The organism is Cupriavidus sp. 01L43, assembly GCF_056399925.1.
The window spans coordinates 154,096-168,735 of sequence record NZ_JBFTSH010000003.1 but is presented as its reverse complement, the minus strand read 5'-3'; the positions used below and the strand labels follow the sequence as shown (position 1 = coordinate 168,735).

The following is a 14,640-nucleotide window of genomic DNA, read 5'->3' as shown; positions in this document are numbered from 1 at the left end:
ATCGCGCACCATAAGCCAGCCGCCCCGTTCCCGCAATGGAGGACGGCCCCCAAACGCAGCGTGCACCGGCCGCGGTCTTTTGCCGGTAGTCGCCCGGCTTCATTCCGCCGGCCCCAGCGCCTACACTGGATTTTCGCGGTGGCCCGGGGACACAGGCAGGCGAGGAGACAGATGGAAGCGATCTTTGACTATCTCGTCGTGGGGGCCGGCTCGGCCGGCTGCGCGCTCGCCGGCCGGCTGGCCGACAGCGGCACCGACTCCATCGGCCTGATCGAAACCGGCGGCCACGATCACCATGTGCTGGTGCGCACACCCGCCGGCTGCGGTGCGATGCTGCCGCGCGCCGGCCGCCGCAACTACGGCTACGAGACCGTGCCGCAGGCCGCGCTGGACGGCCGGTGCGGCTACCAGCCACGCGGCCGGGGCCTGGGTGGGTCATCGTCGATCAACGCCATGATCTATATGCGGGGCCGCCCGGCTGACTACGACGGCTGGGCCGCCGCCGGCTGCGACGGCTGGTCGTGGGATGACGTCCTGCCCGTTTTCCGCCGCGCCGAATGCAACGCCCGCGTGGCCGGCCACGACGACGATCCACTGCACGGCGGCACCGGCCCCCTGCACGTCAGCGACCTCTGTTCGCCCAACCCGTTCGGCCAGCATTTCCTCGATGCCGCCGAACTGGCCGGCCTGCCCCGCAATGACGATTTCAATGGCGACGAGCAGGAGGGCGCCGGCTGGTACCAGGTGACCCAGCACAACGGCGAGCGCTGGAACGCCGCGCGCGCCTACCTGCACGGCGGCAACGTGCGCGACCGCGCCTGCAACGGCGGGCGCTCGCACCTGCATGTGCTGACCGGCACGCAGGTGCTGCGGATCCTGTTCGAAGGGCGCCGCGCGGTGGGCGTGCTGGCCCGGCGCGATGGGGTGGAAGTGGTGCTGCGCGCGCGCCGCGAGGTCATCGTCAGCGCCGGCACGTTCGGCTCGCCGCAGTTGCTGATGGCGTCCGGCATCGGCCCGGCGGCGCACCTGCGCGGGCACGGCGTGGCCGTGGTGCACGACCTGCCCGGCGTGGGCGAGAACCTCCAGGACCATCTCGACATCATCCTGCACAAGCGCGTGGCGGCCACGGCGCTGTTCGGGATCTCGCTGGCCGGGGCCTGGCGGCTGCTGGCCGAGATGCGGCGCTACCGCCGCGAGAACGCCGGCATGATGACGTCGAATTTCGCCGAGGCGGGCGCCTTCGTGCGCAGCCGCCCGGACCTCGACGAGCCGGACCTGCAACTGCATTTCGTGGTGGGGATGGCGGACAACCACATGCGCCGCGTCAATCGTGGGCATGGCTATTCCTGCCATGTCTGCCTGCTGCGCCCGCGCAGCCGGGGCGTGGTGCGGCTGGTGTCGGCGGATATGCGCGAGGCGCCGGCCATCGATCCGCGCTACTTGTCCGATCCACAAGACATGGAAGGGATGGTCACCGGGCTGCGCATCGTGCGCGCCATTTTCGACCAGCCCCCGCTGGCCGCGTTTGGCGGCCGGGAGCTGTATTCGGCGGACCTGCGGCTCGATGGCAGCGACGATGACGCCGTGCGCGCGCTGATCCGCCGCCAGGCGGACACGATCTACCACCCCGTGGGCACCTGCCGCATGGGCATGGACCCGCTGGCGGTGGTGGACCCGCAGCTACGGGTGCGCGGCGTGGAGGGGCTGCGCGTGGTCGATGCGTCGATCATGCCGACGCTGGTCGGCGGTAATACCAACGCGCCCGCCATCATGATCGGCGAGCGCGCGCACGACCTGATCCGCTACGCGCCGCGCGTGACGCTGCGTATCCGCGAGTCGGTCGCTGGCGTGGCGGCGGACTGAAGCCGGTCGAACTTCAGCCGGCCATCCGGAACTGCCCCACGCAGTCGCGCAGCTTGCCGGCCTGCTCGTCCAGGGACTGGGCGGCGGCGGCGGCTTCCTCGACCAGCGCGGCGTTCTGCTGCGTGACCTGATCCATCTGGCCCACCGCGTGGCCGACCTGTTCGATGCCGGCGCTCTGCTCCTGCGAGGCAGCGGCGATCTCCGAGATGATGTCCGACACGCGCTTCACGGCCTGGCGGATCTCGGTCATCGTGCCGCCCACGCCGTGGGCCTGGGTCGAGCCGGTGCGCACGGTGTTCACCGAGGCCTCGATCAACTCCTTGATTTCCTTGGCGGCGCTGGACGAGCGCTGCGCCAGGCTGCGCACCTCGCCGGCCACGACCGCGAAGCCACGGCCCTGCTCGCCGGCGCGGGCGGCTTCCACGGCGGCGTTCAGCGCGAGGATGTTGGTCTGGAAGGCGATGCCTTCGATCAGGTTGGTGATCTCGGCGATGCGCTCGGAGCTGCCGCTGATGGCGCCCATCGTGTCCACCATCTGCTGCACGGCCTGGTTGCCGGCGTCGGCCACCTCGGCGGCGTTGGCCGCCAGCGAGCTGGCCTGGCGCGCGTTTTCAGCGTTCTGGCGCACGGTGGTGGTCAGTTCTTCCATGCTCGACGCGGTTTCCTCGAGCGACGCCGCCTGCTGCTCGGTGCGCGACGACAGGTCCACATTGCCGGCCGCGATCTGCCCGGCGGCCACGCCGACCGAATCGGTGGACTGGCGCACCTCGCGCAGGGTCTGCGCCACGCGCTCGATCAGCGCGTTGAAGGCGTGCGCGGTCTGGCCGATCTCGTCCATCCGCGCCACCGGCGCGCGATGGTCGAGGTCCAGCGTCTGGCTCACATGCTCGAGCGTGCCCTGGATGTCGGCCAGGCTGTGCTTGATGCGCCGATAGAGCGACACGGCCATGAAGACGATGATGCCCACCACGAGCGCGATGACGAGCAGGAACAGCCGCACCACGTGGGTGTGCTGGGCCTTGTTCTCGGCCACGGCGGCGTCGCCCATCTTGGTGTTGTATTCGACGTGCGTGTCGATAGCCTTACGAAGTGCCCGATACGACGCATTCAGCGTGCCGTCGGTCAGCATCTTCTGCGTGGCCGCGTAGTCGTTGTTATTGGAGCGATCGAGGAAAGTGGCGAATTCGGCACGATACTGTTTCGCGGCCTCGCGGTCCGCCTCCAGCAGCTTGCGGTCGGCGTCGTCGGAGATGTCTTCGCGCTCATAGGTGGCGATGAGTTCGTCGAAACGTTTGCTGGCCTTGTCGAGCGAGACCTCGGCCTCTTGCTTGGCGACGTTGTCGTCGGTCATCGCGTGGCGATGCAGCAACACGCGCATCGACGCCACGGCGTCATAGACGCCGTTCAGGTGCCGTACGCTGGCGAGCGTGTTGTCGTTGAAATATTCGAGGCGGTCTTCGGATCGGTTGAGTTGCCAGATGCCGCCGAAGCCGACAGATATAAGGGCGAACACGGCGAGGGACAGCGTGAGAAGCAGGCGTTGACTGATATTCATGGGGTGTGGACGGCACATGCTTTGTCGCAGTGCTCGGAGTGGCGACTGGAATGCAGGCAGGCTCGTAGCCCGTCGCCTCAACGTTTACGGCGCCCCTCGCTACCCCTGAAGCGGCTTTTGATGCGCTGCGCCATTTTCTAGTGCGATTTCCGGACAAAAACGGGCAGCTCCGCCATCAAGCCGGCCGCGCCCGATCCGCCACGCGCTGCAATGTGACGGGATCGGCATCCAACGTGCCGAACACGCGCCCGTGCTGCCGCCCGAGCCGGCTGGCGACGAACAGTTCGGCCGATTCCGGGTCCGCATGGGCGATCATCAGCGCCGCCTGCGCGGTCAGCACCAGCCCCTGTGCGAAGCGGCGCGCGCTCGCTTCGAGTTGATCGGCAGGCTCGCGCAGCATGCCCTGCAGCGAGGCCAACTCGGCACGCACCGCCGCATGGCCATGGGAGAGGCGGGCGAGGTCCTGCAGCACGCGCGCGCCATCGTCGGGATTGCGTTGCAGGGCGCGCAGCACGTCCAGGCACATCACGTTGCCCGAGCCTTCCCAGATCGAATTGACCGGCGCCTCGCGGTAGAGCCGCGCCATCGGGCCTTCCTCGACATAGCCGTTGCCGCCCCAGACCTCCATGGCCTCACCAGTGGCTTCCAGCGCACGTTTGCAGATCCAGAACTTGGCGGCCGGCGTGACCACGCGCTTCCACGCGGCGGCGAGCGGGTCGTCTTCGGCATGCTCGAAGGCATGGGCGAGGGCCATCATCATCTGCGTGGCGGCCTCGGACTCCAGGGCGAGGTCGGCCAGCACGTTGCGCATCAGCGGCTGGTCGGCCAGCAGCTTGCCGAACGCCATGCGGTGGCGCGCGTGATGGAGCGACTGCACCAGCGCCGCGCGCAGCAGGGCCGCGCTGCCGATCACGCAGTCGAGCCGGGTGTTGGTGGCCATCTCGATGATGGTGGGGATGCCGCGGCCTTCCTCGCCGATCAGGATGCCCGTGGCGCCCCGGAACTCGACCTCGCTGCTCGCGTTGGAGCGGTTGCCGAGCTTGTCCTTGAGGCGCTGGATTTCGATCGGGTTCTTGCTGCCATCGTCACGGAAGCGTGGCACGAAGAAGCACGAGAGCGGCCCCTCGGGGCCACCCATGCGCGCCACGACCAGATGGGCGTCGCACATCGGCGCGGAGAAAAACCACTTGTGGCCCGTCAGCGCGTATTCGGCGCCCCGGCCCTCGCCGCGCATGGGCAGGGCGACGGTGGTGTTGGCGCGTACGTCGGAGCCGCCCTGCTTCTCGGTCATGCCCATGCCGATCATCACGGCGGTCTTGTCGCGCCAGGGCAGGTCGCGGGCGTCGTGCTCGGCGGCGTAGAGCCGGGGTTCGAGGTCGCGGAACAGCGCGGGTTCCTTGCGCAGCACCGGAATGCTGGCCAGCGTCATGGTGGTGGGGCATAGCGAGCCCGACTCCACCTGGGCCTGGAGGAAGTAGCCGGCCGTGCGCGCGGCCCAGGCGCCGGGGCGCGGCTGGGCGAAGGGCAGCGCCTGCAACTGCTGGCCGCGCAGCAGCCCGAGCAGGGCGTGCCAGGACGGGTGGAAGGTCACCGCGTCGATGCGCTCGCCGGTGCGGCTGTGGGTGTGGAGTTCCGGCGTCAGGCGGTTGGCGTCGGCGGCCCAGGCCTGCACCTCGGGTTCGCCAAGCCGGGCGCCGAAAGCCCCGAGCGCGCCGGCGTGCCATCCGCCACCGAGCCGTTCCAGCGCGGCCCGCAGGCCGGGGTCGGTCTCGAACAGGTTGTAGCCGGCGAGGTCCGGCACCTGATTGAACACGGCGTGGGTCGCTGCGCTGGAATCGGACATGGCGGCTCCTGGAGATGGGGCGGGCTGCGTCGATGGTACGGCCGATGGTACGGCAACTGCCGCGTTCGGGAAACGCGCGCATTCCCCGGGCAAATGCGCTGGGACGTCCACATCGTCGGCCATCGTGCAGCGCAGCATTGGTCAGTCGATACCCAGTCGATACCATCATGCACGGCAGTCGCAACGAAATTCCGGGTGGCGCCGGGCGGGGGCTTGTGCTTAAATTCACCCCGTTGGATGAAACAGGGGTGCCGTACGGATGGGCCGTGCGGCTGAGAGAGTCCCTTCGAACCCGATCCGGCTAGTACCGGCGTGGGAAGTTTCACTGAATACCGAACAGCTCCTGTCCCGCAACGGGACCTCGCCGCCGGCTCTGCCGCGCAGCGGGCTCACAGGGCTCCTGGTTTCGTCCATCCCCCGCAAGAGAGAGGACGACACCCATGGCCCGCACTGCCCCCGCCGCATCGTTTGAATCGCTCGAGAGCGATCTCGACCAGAAATTCGCCTACCCGGCTTCCAGCAAGACCTACCTGACCGGCAGCCGTCCGGACCTGCGCGTGCCGCTGCGCACGATCCTGCAGACGTCCACGCGCACCGACAAGGGCGAGATGGCGAATCCGCCGATCCCCGTCTACGACACTTCGGGCCCGTACAGCGACCCGGACATCCATATCGACCTGAAGTCCGGCCTGCCCGGCGTGCGCACCCGCTGGATCGAGGAGCGCGGCGACACCGAGGTGCTGTCGGGCCTGTCGTCCGAATATGGCCGCGACCGCGCCAATGACCCGGCCACGGCGCACCTGCGCTTTGCCCAGCTGACCAACCCGCGCCGTGCCAAGGCGGGTGCCAATGTGTCGCAGATGCACTACGCGCGCCAGGGCATCATCACGGCGGAAATGGAATACGTGGCGCTGCGCGAGTCGCTGAACCTCCAGGCGCTCTACGACAAGCCCGAGTACAAGGCCCTGCTGCGCCAGCATCCGGGCAACGCGCTCGGCGCGAACCTGCCGCTGCGCCCCGAGGACATGACCCCGGAGTTCGTGCGCAAGGAAATCGCCGCCGGCCGCGCCATCATCCCCGCCAACATCAACCACACGGAACTGGAGCCGATGGCCATCGGCCGCAACTTCCGCGTCAAGATCAACGGCAACCTCGGCAATTCGGCCGTGACCTCCTCGCTGGCCGAGGAAGTGGAAAAGATGGTCTGGTCGATCCGCTGGGGCGCTGACACCATCATGGATCTGTCCACCGGCAAGCACATCCACGAGACGCGCGAGTGGATCCTGCGCAACTCGCCGGTGCCCATCGGCACGGTGCCGATCTACCAGGCGCTGGACAAGACCGGCGGCATCGCCGAGGACCTGACCTGGGAGATGTTCCGCGACACGCTGATCGAGCAGGCCGAGCAGGGCGTGGACTACTTCACGATCCACGCCGGCGTGCTGCTGCGCTACGTGCCGATGACGGCCGACCGCGTGACGGGCATCGTCTCGCGCGGTGGCTCGATCATGGCCAAGTGGTGCCTGGCGCACCACAAGGAAAACTTCCTGTACACGCACTTCGACGAGATCTGCGAAATCATGAAGGCCTACGACGTGTCGTTCAGCCTCGGCGACGGCCTGCGTCCGGGTTGCATCGCGGACTCCAACGACGACGCCCAGTTCGGCGAACTGCGCACCCTGGGCGAGCTGACCGCCAAGGCGTGGGAGCATGACGTGCAGGTGATGATCGAAGGCCCGGGCCACGTGCCGCTCCAGCGCATCCAGGCCAATATGGACGAGGAACTCAAGCACTGCTACGAGGCCCCGTTCTACACCCTCGGACCGCTGGTGACGGACATCGCCCCCGGCTACGACCACATCACCAGCGGCATCGGTGCGGCCAATATCGGCTGGATGGGCACGGCCATGCTGTGCTACGTCACGCCCAAGGAGCACCTGGGGTTGCCGGACAAGGAAGACGTGCGCGAGGGCATCATCACGTACAAGATTGCCGCCCACGCCGCCGACCTCGCCAAGGGCTGGCCGGGCGCGCAGCTGCGCGATAATGCGCTGTCCAAGGCCCGCTTCGAGTTCCGCTGGGAAGACCAGTTCAACCTGGGCCTCGATCCGGAGCGCGCGCGCTCGTTCCACGATGCCACGCTGCCGGCCGAGGGCGCCAAGATCGCGCATTTCTGCTCGATGTGCGGCCCGAAGTTCTGCTCGATGAAGATCACCCAGGAAGTGCGCGACTACGCGGCATCGCTGCCCGCAGCCGAGCGCGGCATGGAGGAGAAATCGATCGAGTTCGTGAAGTCCGGCTCGAAGATTTACTCGTAATTCAACTGGAGACCGCGCGGCGCCACCCCCACCCGGGCGCCCGCGGCGAATACACCCATGACAGCAGTAAAGTCCTTCGATGTCGCCATTCTTGGCGCCGGCCTGGCCGGGCGTTTGTGCGCCTGGCTGCTGGTGCGTGCCGGTGCCCGCGTGGCGCTGGTCGAGCGTGGCGGCCCCGACGGCACCGGCGCGGCCGCCCATGTGGCCGCCGCCATGCTTGCCCCGCTGGCCGAGTCGGCCATCGCGGAGCGGCGTATCGTCGATCTCGGCATGGCCAGCGTTGACCTGTGGCGTGCCTGGATCCAGGAATTGCCCGAGCCCGTGTTCTTCCAGGAAGACGGCACGCTGGTGGTCTGGCACGCGCGGGACCGCAGCGAGGTGTCGCTGTTCACGGGCCGTATGCGCGCCGTGGCGCCGCCGGAACTGGTGCGGGAGCGGCTGGCCGTGCTCGACGGCGCCGGCGTGGCTGCCGTGGAGCCGGAGCTGGCCGGGCGCTTCCCGCAGGGCCTGCTGCTCAAGGGCGAAGGCCAGCTGGACAACCGTGGCGCGCTGCGCGCGCTGCTCGACTGCGCGGTCAAGGAAGGCGTGCATTGCATCTGGGAGGCTGGCGATGTCGATATCGACCTGCTGCCCCAGTTCGACATCCGCGCCAACGTGGTGCTGGACTGCCGCGGCCTGGGCGCGCGAGACGCGTGGTGCGATCCCACGGCCGAGCCCGGCGTGGTCAAGCCCGGCCTGCGCGGCCTGCGCGGCGAGGTGGTGCGCGTGCACGCGCCCGACGTGAAGCTGCATCGGCCCATCCGCCTGCTGCATCCGCGCTACCCCATCTATATCGCGCCCAAGCCGAACGACCTGTACGTGATCGGCGCGACCGAAATCGAGAGCGAGGACGACTCGCCGATGAGCGTGCGTTCTGCGCTGGAACTGCTCTCGGCGGCGCACTCGCTGCACCCCGCGTTCGGCGAGGCCCGCGTGCTGGAGCTGAACGTGCAGCGCCGGCCCACGCGGCCGGACCACCTGCCGGCGATCCGCGTGGACCAGCAGGCGCGCGTGGTGCGTGTGAATGGCTTGTACCGGCATGGCTGGCTGATTGCGCCGGCCGTGACCGAGGCCGCCTGCGCCGTGGTGCGCGCGTTGCTGGCCGGCGACCCCGCCGCGCACGCGGTGCCGGCGTCGCTGCGCTGGCCGGGCCTGATCCAGTCCGTCGAGGAGCCCGCCCACGTGCGCGGCACGGCGGTGCCCGGATTGGGCAGCCTGCTGCATTAGGAACCCGCCCAGATCATGGAAATTATGCTCAACGGCAAGCTGCTGAACCTGCCCGAGGCCGCCACGCTGGCGGACGCGGTGACAGCGGCTGCCATCGCGCCCCCGTTCGCCGCGGCGGTCAACGGCCAGTTCGTGCCGCGCACCGCCCATGCCGCCACGCCGCTTGCGGCGGGCGACCACATCGACCTCGTGCAACCCGTGACGGGAGGCTGATCCATCATGACTTTCGAACCCGCTGAAACCCTGCGCGACCCGTTCGTGCTCTATGGCGAATCCTTCGCCTCGCGCCTGCTGCTCGGCACCGCGCGTTATCCGTCGCCGGCCACGCTGCAGGCGGCCGTGGAAGCCAGCCGTCCCGCCATGATCACCGTGGCGCTGCGCCGCCAGAGCGCGGTGGGCGGCGGTGATGGCCAGACGCTCGGCGGCCAGGCGTTCTGGCAGATGCTGCGCGATCTGGGCGTGCCGGTGCTGCCGAACACCGCCGGCTGCTTCACGGCGCAGGAAGTCATCACCACGGCGATGATGGCGCGCGAGGTCTTCGAGACCGACTGGATCAAGCTGGAACTGATCGGCGACGACTACACGCTTCAGCCGGACACGCTGAACATGCCCGCCGTGGCCGAGACGCTGATCAAGGAAGGTTTCAAGGTGCTGCCGTACTGCACCGAGGATCTGGTGCTGTGCCGCCGCCTGCTGGACGTGGGCTGCCAGGCGCTGATGCCGTGGGCTGCGCCGATCGGCACGGGCCGGGGCGCCGCCAATCCGCTGGCCATGCGCACGCTGCGCGACCGCCTGCCGGACACGCCGCTGATCGTCGATGCCGGGCTGGGCCTGCCGTCGCATGCGGCGCAGGTGCTGGAGTGGGGCTATGACGGCGTGCTGCTGAACACCGCCGTCGCACAGTCCGCTTACCCGGTGAACATGGCCCGCGCGTTCGCGCTGGCCGTGGAGGCCGGCCGTACCGCCTATCTGGCCGGGCCGATGCCCGAGCGCGACGTGGCGCAGGCCAGCACGCCGGTGGTCGGCATGCCGTTCTGGCACGCCGAAGGCGCGGAGGACCGCGCATGACGCGCCCCGGCGTGGCCGCGGCCATCGACTCCGCGCTGTTCGACACCCTGATTTCCCGCTTTGGCGCCACCTTCGGCCATGACGACGCCCCGTGGCGTGCATGGCCACTGGCCAACGCCCCGGCCGCGCCGCGCCGCCACGACGTCGTGCTGGCCGATGGCGAAGCCACGGCGGACGCCATCGCCGAATTGACCGCAGCCGGCGCGGTGCTGATCGAGACCGACCGCGAGGGCGGCCGCTGGATCGACACCGTGCGTTCGCCGATGGGCACCTGGGTGCTGGATGCCCCCGCCCAGGCCGATGACAACGATGGCGACACGCCGCACCCGCCAGCCTTCGTGGCCGTGCTGCTGGCGGCGCTGGCGCTGCACTTCCCGGCCCACGACGCGCTGTGCATCGCCCGCGCGTGGCAGCCGGGCCGCCAGGACTGGCCGACCGATTTCGCCCGCTTCCCACGCGTGCGCCACGCCGCGCTGGCCTCGCCCGACGCATCGCCCAACGCATCGCCCAACGCATCGCCCAAGCCCTTCGCGCCGTGCCCGCCGGACCTCGGCCTGTACGCGGTAGTGCCGAGCGCGGAGTGGATCGAGCGGCTGGTGCCGCTGGCCGTGCCGACCGTGCAGTTGCGTTTCAAGTCGGACGACGCGGCGGCGGTCAAGGCCGAAGTGGCCCGCGCCGCCAAGGCCGCCAAGGGGCAGGCATCGCGCCTGTTCATCAACGATCACTGGCGCGTGGCGCTCGACCACCATGCGGCGATGGGTGGCGACAGCGGCATCTACGGCATCCACCTGGGGCAGGAAGACCTCGACGAGGCCGATCTCGAGGCGATTCGCGCCTCCGGGCTGCGTCTGGGCGTGTCCACCCACGGCTACGCCGAGATGCTGCGTGTGGCCGCCATCGGCCCCAGCTATCTGGCGCTCGGGGCGATCTTCCCGACCACGACCAAGGTCATGCCGACCGCGCCGCAGGGCATGGGCCGCTTCCGGGCCTATGTGGCGCTGATGCAGCCGGTGGTGCCCGCGCTGGTGGGCATCGGCGGAGTGAACGGGAGCAATCTGCGCGAAGTGCTCGACGTGGGCGTCGGCAGCGCCGCCGTGGTGCGCGCGGTGACCGAGGCCAGCGACGTGCCGGCGGCGGTGGCCTCGCTCACCGCATTGTTTGGGCGCTGACCGCCCAGCCGGCTGGCACGGCCCCTGAAATCCGCATATCCTCTCCGCTCCACCGAACACAATGGATCGAGGTTCCGCCATACGGAACCCGGAGCAGAGAGGAAACAGCCGTGAACGAGATCAAGCCCGTCGCCCCTGGCACACCGGAAAAGCCGTATTTCGGCATCGACATTCCGCTGATGCGGCATCTGGGCCTGCAGCCGGAACATATGGAAGAGGGGAAGTGCCGCACGCGCCTGCCGGCCAACCCGGCGCTCGTGAACAGCCGGGGCGATGTGCACGGGGGCACGCTGATGGCCGTGCTCGATTTCACGCTCAGCGGCGCGGCGCGGTCCTACTCGCCGCTCGACGTGGGCGTGATCACCATCGACATGTCCACGCACTTCCTGGCCGCCGCGCGCGGTGAACTGACCTTCGAGTCGCGCTGCATCCGGCGCGGCGCCAAGATCGCCTTCTGCGAAGGCGAGGCGCGTGACGCGGCCGGCACCGTGGTGTGCGTGGCCCGCGCCGCGTTCAAGCTCGTGCAGCTGGCCGGCGGCAACTAATCCTCCATCCGGCGGTACACCGCCAGGAAGCGCGCGCGCTCGGTGATGCCATAGTCGCCGGGCGCGTATTGCATCAGCCAGTCGCCGGCCTTGCCGGTCAGCACATCGCCGCCGGCCGAGCGCGCGATGGCGAACGGCACCGTCATCTCCTTCGCCAGCACCGGCACCGGCCGGTTGCGCCAGCCACCGCCGTCCACCGGCAGGTAGCGCGCGTCGAAGCGGTCGCGCGAGACCACCCAGCGGTCGCCCGTGGCGCCGGTCACGATGGCGTCGCCGGGCTGGTAGCGGTTGGGGCCTTCCCGGCTCACCAGCTCGCCGGGCTCTGCGGCAAACGTCACCTGGACCACTTCCTCCTTGATATAGCGGGCCGCGGCCGGATCGGTGCGCAGGTCGATATCGCTCAATGTCTGCATGGTCGGTCCTCAACCCAGCGCGCGCGGCGCGAAGGCATGGTTCAGCGGGCCGTTGCCGGCCCCGATGCGCAGCCGGGCCCCGGCGGCGATGGCCTGCGCCACGTAGTCCAGCGCGGTGCTGATGGCGTCGGCCAGCGCATCGCCACGGGCCAGTTGCGCGGCGATGGCGGCCGCCAGCGTGCAACCGGTGCCGTGCAGGTTCGGCGTGTCGATGCGCGGATGGGTGAACACGCGCACCGTGCCATCGGCCAGCATCAGCAGGTCGTCGAGCCCCCGGCCGTGCGGGCCATCGTCCCGATCATCTTCCAGATGGCCGCCCTTGAGCAGCACGGCCTGGCAGCCTAGCGCGAGCAGGTCGGCGGCAGCGGTCTCCATGTCCGCGCGGCGCGCGATGCGGCGGCCGAGCAGGTACGAGGCTTCCGGCAGGTTGGGCGTGACCACCAGCGCGCGCGGGAACAGCAGCCGCACCATGGCCTGGCTGGTGGCGTCGTCCGAGAGCGTGGCGCCAGACGTGGAAATCATCACCGGGTCCACCACCAGCTGGCGGATGCCGTGGCGGTCCACCGCATCGGCCACGGCCTCGACGATGGCGGCCGTGCCGAGCATGCCGGTCTTGGCCGCGTCCACGCCGATGTCCGTGGCGACGGCATCGATCTGGGCGGCCACCATGTCGGCCGGAATGGCGTGCACGCCGGTCACGCCGAGCGTGTTCTGCGCCGTGATGGCGGTAATCGCGCTCATGCCGAAGCAGCCGAGTGCGCTGAAAGTCTTCAGGTCGGCCTGGATGCCGGCACCGCCGCCGGAGTCGGAACCGGCGATGGTCAGCGTGCGGGGTGGCGTGGAAAGCATGTGGGCGGGCAGGATGGCAGGGAGGCTGGAAGGGGAATAGACGGGAAAAAAGTCCGTTTCTCGCGCCGCAGGCGCGGACAGGCACGCTACAATACCGCCACTCCGAGGAGCGTTGCAACGGATGGCCCTCATCCGCCAGGCTCGGAATGTTTCAACGGCGCTCGCTGATCCGTGGTCCGCACGGAGGCGAGTCGACCTATCCGCCCGTTCCGCAATTCGCGCGGGATGCGGTCGTTGTCCCCCCTCGTCACCTGCGTGCCACTCTTCACCGGAGTGAAACATGAACGCTGTGACCGAACTCAAGCAAGACTACCTCGTGGCCGATATCGGCCTGGCCGGCTGGGGCCGCAAGGAAATCGCCATCGCCGAGACCGAAATGCCGGGTCTGATGGCTATCCGTGACGAATTCGCCGCCGCGCAGCCGCTCAAGGGCGCCCGCATCGCCGGTTCGCTGCACATGACCATCCAGACCGCCGTGCTGATCGAGACGCTGGTGGCACTGGGCGCCGACGTGCGCTGGGCCTCGTGCAACATCTTCTCGACGCAGGACCACGCCGCCGCCGCCATCGCCGCGTCCGGCGTGCCGGTTTTCGCGTTCAAGGGCGAGTCGCTCAAGGAATACTGGGACTTCACGCACCGCATCTTCGACTGGACCGACGGCAGCACGCCGAACATGATCCTGGACGACGGCGGCGACGCCACGCTGCTGCTGCACCTGGGCGCCCGTGCCGAGAAGGACGCGTCGCTGATCGCCAAGCCGACCAGCGAGGAAGAAACCTACCTGTTCGCCGCCATCAAGGAAAAGCTGGCCAAGGACCCGAGCTGGTACAGCCGTAACCTGGCCGCCATCCGTGGCGTGACCGAGGAAACCACCACCGGCGTGCACCGCCTGTACCAGATGGCACAGCGCGGCGAACTGAAGTTCCCGGCCATCAACGTGAACGACTCGGTGACCAAGAGCAAGTTCGACAACCTGTACGGTTGCCGGGAATCGCTCGTGGACGGCATCAAGCGTGCCACGGACGTGATGATCGCCGGCAAGGTGGCCGTGGTGGCTGGCTACGGTGACGTGGGCAAGGGCAGCGCCCAGGCCCTGCGCGCGCTGTCGGCCCAGGTCTGGGTGACCGAGATCGACCCGATCTGCGCGCTCCAGGCTGCCATGGAAGGCTACCGCGTGGTGACCATGGACTACGCCGCCGAGCACGGCGACATCTTCGTCACCTGCACCGGCAACTACCACGTCATCACGCACGACCACATGGCCAAGATGAAGGACCAGGCCATCGTCTGCAACATCGGTCACTTCGACAACGAGATCGACATCGCCTCGGTGGAAAAGTACCAGTGGGACGAGATCAAGCCGCAGGTGGACCACGTGGTGTTCCCGGACGGCAAGAAGATCATCCTGCTGGCCAAGGGCCGCCTGGTGAACCTGGGCTGCGCCACGGGCCACCCGTCGTACGTGATGAGCAGCTCGTTCGCCAACCAGACCATCGCCCAGATCGAACTGTGGGCCGAGCGTGACACCGGCAAGTACCCGGTGGGCGTGTACACCCTGCCGAAGCACCTGGACGAGAAGGTCGCGCGCCTGCAACTGAAGAAGCTGAACGCGCAACTGACCGAGCTGACCGAGCAGCAGGCCGCTTACATCGGCGTGCAGAAGCAAGGTCCGTACAAGGCTGACCACTACCGCTATTGATCGGCGGGAGGTGTCCCCCCCCTCTCCCGTTCGCGGGGGAGGGGGGAAATCG

At 68.9% G+C, this 14,640-nt stretch carries 12 protein-coding genes and 2 riboswitches; of the genes, 8 read left to right on the top strand and 4 right to left on the bottom strand.

The features are described from left to right. Window positions 1-171: 171 nt before the first annotated feature. On the top strand, window positions 172-1,863 hold the full coding sequence (locus AC1DP9_RS07670; RefSeq protein WP_441591411.1) for a GMC family oxidoreductase: 1,692 nt from the start codon (window positions 172-174) through the stop codon (window positions 1,861-1,863). 13 nt (window positions 1,864-1,876) lie between these two features. Here the strand turns inward: AC1DP9_RS07670 and AC1DP9_RS07665 are convergent, their stop codons facing one another. Both AC1DP9_RS07665 and AC1DP9_RS07660 read right to left on the bottom strand, forming a co-directional pair. Then, complete coding sequence (locus tag AC1DP9_RS07665) at window positions 1,877-3,418, bottom strand: methyl-accepting chemotaxis protein (RefSeq protein WP_477106976.1); 1,542 nt, start codon at window positions 3,416-3,418, stop codon at window positions 1,877-1,879. A 175-nt stretch (window positions 3,419-3,593) separates the two neighbouring features. Beyond that, window positions 3,594-5,261 carry an acyl-CoA dehydrogenase family protein gene (locus AC1DP9_RS07660; protein WP_477106975.1) on the bottom strand — a complete coding sequence of 556 codons (1,668 nt, stop codon included), beginning with the start codon at window positions 5,259-5,261 and terminating at the stop codon, window positions 3,594-3,596. A gap of 234 nt (window positions 5,262-5,495) precedes the next feature. Then, a riboswitch (TPP riboswitch) is annotated at window positions 5,496-5,597 on the top strand. A 104-nt stretch (window positions 5,598-5,701) separates the two neighbouring features. Here AC1DP9_RS07660 and thiC point away from each other — a divergent pair. The 6 genes from thiC (at window position 5,702) to AC1DP9_RS07630 (ending at window position 11,627) form a co-directional block, all read left to right on the top strand. Next, entirely contained in the window at window positions 5,702-7,579 is a 1,878-nt protein-coding gene (gene thiC / locus AC1DP9_RS07655; protein ID WP_092291440.1) for a phosphomethylpyrimidine synthase ThiC, read from the top strand. Window positions 7,580-7,636: 57 nt separating this feature from the next. After that, entirely contained in the window at window positions 7,637-8,845 is a 1,209-nt protein-coding gene (locus tag AC1DP9_RS07650) for an FAD-dependent oxidoreductase (protein ID WP_454756747.1), read from the top strand. A gap of 15 nt (window positions 8,846-8,860) precedes the next feature. After that, window positions 8,861-9,058, top strand: coding sequence for a sulfur carrier protein ThiS (thiS, locus tag AC1DP9_RS07645; RefSeq protein WP_092291444.1), 198 nt, complete (start codon window positions 8,861-8,863; stop codon window positions 9,056-9,058). 6 nt (window positions 9,059-9,064) lie between these two features. Then, window positions 9,065-9,913: a thiazole synthase gene (locus AC1DP9_RS07640; RefSeq protein WP_092291446.1), complete on the top strand. Its 849-nt coding sequence runs from the start codon at window positions 9,065-9,067 to the stop codon at window positions 9,911-9,913. Continuing rightward, window positions 9,910-11,082, top strand: a complete 1,173-nt coding sequence (locus AC1DP9_RS07635; RefSeq protein ID WP_477106974.1) for a thiamine phosphate synthase — start codon at window positions 9,910-9,912, stop codon at window positions 11,080-11,082. The genes AC1DP9_RS07640 and AC1DP9_RS07635 overlap by 4 nt, the downstream gene beginning before the upstream one ends. A 110-nt stretch (window positions 11,083-11,192) precedes the next feature. Continuing rightward, window positions 11,193-11,627, top strand: a complete 435-nt coding sequence (locus AC1DP9_RS07630) for a PaaI family thioesterase (protein WP_092291450.1) — start codon at window positions 11,193-11,195, stop codon at window positions 11,625-11,627. Here the strand turns inward: AC1DP9_RS07630 and AC1DP9_RS07625 are convergent. After that, window positions 11,624-12,040 carry a PGDYG domain-containing protein gene (locus AC1DP9_RS07625; protein WP_092291452.1) on the bottom strand — a complete coding sequence of 139 codons (417 nt, stop codon included), beginning with the start codon at window positions 12,038-12,040 and terminating at the stop codon, window positions 11,624-11,626. The genes AC1DP9_RS07630 and AC1DP9_RS07625 overlap by 4 nt on opposite strands. 9 nt (window positions 12,041-12,049) lie before the next feature. Further along, window positions 12,050-12,889, bottom strand: a complete 840-nt coding sequence (thiD, locus tag AC1DP9_RS07620; protein WP_092291454.1) for a bifunctional hydroxymethylpyrimidine kinase/phosphomethylpyrimidine kinase — start codon at window positions 12,887-12,889, stop codon at window positions 12,050-12,052. A gap of 98 nt (window positions 12,890-12,987) precedes the next feature. Next, window positions 12,988-13,059, top strand: a riboswitch (S-adenosyl-L-homocysteine riboswitch). Between the two features lie 110 nt (window positions 13,060-13,169). Here thiD and ahcY point away from each other — a divergent pair. After that, entirely contained in the window at window positions 13,170-14,588 is a 1,419-nt protein-coding gene (gene ahcY, locus AC1DP9_RS07615) for an adenosylhomocysteinase (RefSeq protein ID WP_092291456.1), read from the top strand. The last annotated feature ends 52 nt before the right edge of the window (window positions 14,589-14,640 follow it).

Bases quoted from the DNA above. Each gene is read 5' to 3' on its own strand.
- AC1DP9_RS07670 (WP_441591411.1), top strand. From the start codon at position 172: ATGGAAGCGATCTTTGACTATCTCGTCGTGGGGGCCGGCTCGGCCGGC.
- AC1DP9_RS07665 (WP_477106976.1), bottom strand. From the start codon at position 3,418: ATGAATATCAGTCAACGCCTGCTTCTCACGCTGTCCCTCGCCGTGTTC.
- AC1DP9_RS07660 (WP_477106975.1), bottom strand. From the start codon at position 5,261: ATGTCCGATTCCAGCGCAGCGACCCACGCCGTGTTCAATCAGGTGCCG.
- thiC (WP_092291440.1), top strand. From the start codon at position 5,702: ATGGCCCGCACTGCCCCCGCCGCATCGTTTGAATCGCTCGAGAGCGAT.
- AC1DP9_RS07650 (WP_454756747.1), top strand. From the start codon at position 7,637: ATGACAGCAGTAAAGTCCTTCGATGTCGCCATTCTTGGCGCCGGCCTG.
- thiS (WP_092291444.1), top strand. From the start codon at position 8,861: ATGGAAATTATGCTCAACGGCAAGCTGCTGAACCTGCCCGAGGCCGCC.
- AC1DP9_RS07640 (WP_092291446.1), top strand. From the start codon at position 9,065: ATGACTTTCGAACCCGCTGAAACCCTGCGCGACCCGTTCGTGCTCTAT.
- AC1DP9_RS07635 (WP_477106974.1), top strand. From the start codon at position 9,910: ATGACGCGCCCCGGCGTGGCCGCGGCCATCGACTCCGCGCTGTTCGAC.
- AC1DP9_RS07625 (WP_092291452.1), bottom strand. From the start codon at position 12,040: ATGCAGACATTGAGCGATATCGACCTGCGCACCGATCCGGCCGCGGCC.
- thiD (WP_092291454.1), bottom strand. From the start codon at position 12,889: ATGCTTTCCACGCCACCCCGCACGCTGACCATCGCCGGTTCCGACTCC.
- ahcY (WP_092291456.1), top strand. From the start codon at position 13,170: ATGAACGCTGTGACCGAACTCAAGCAAGACTACCTCGTGGCCGATATC.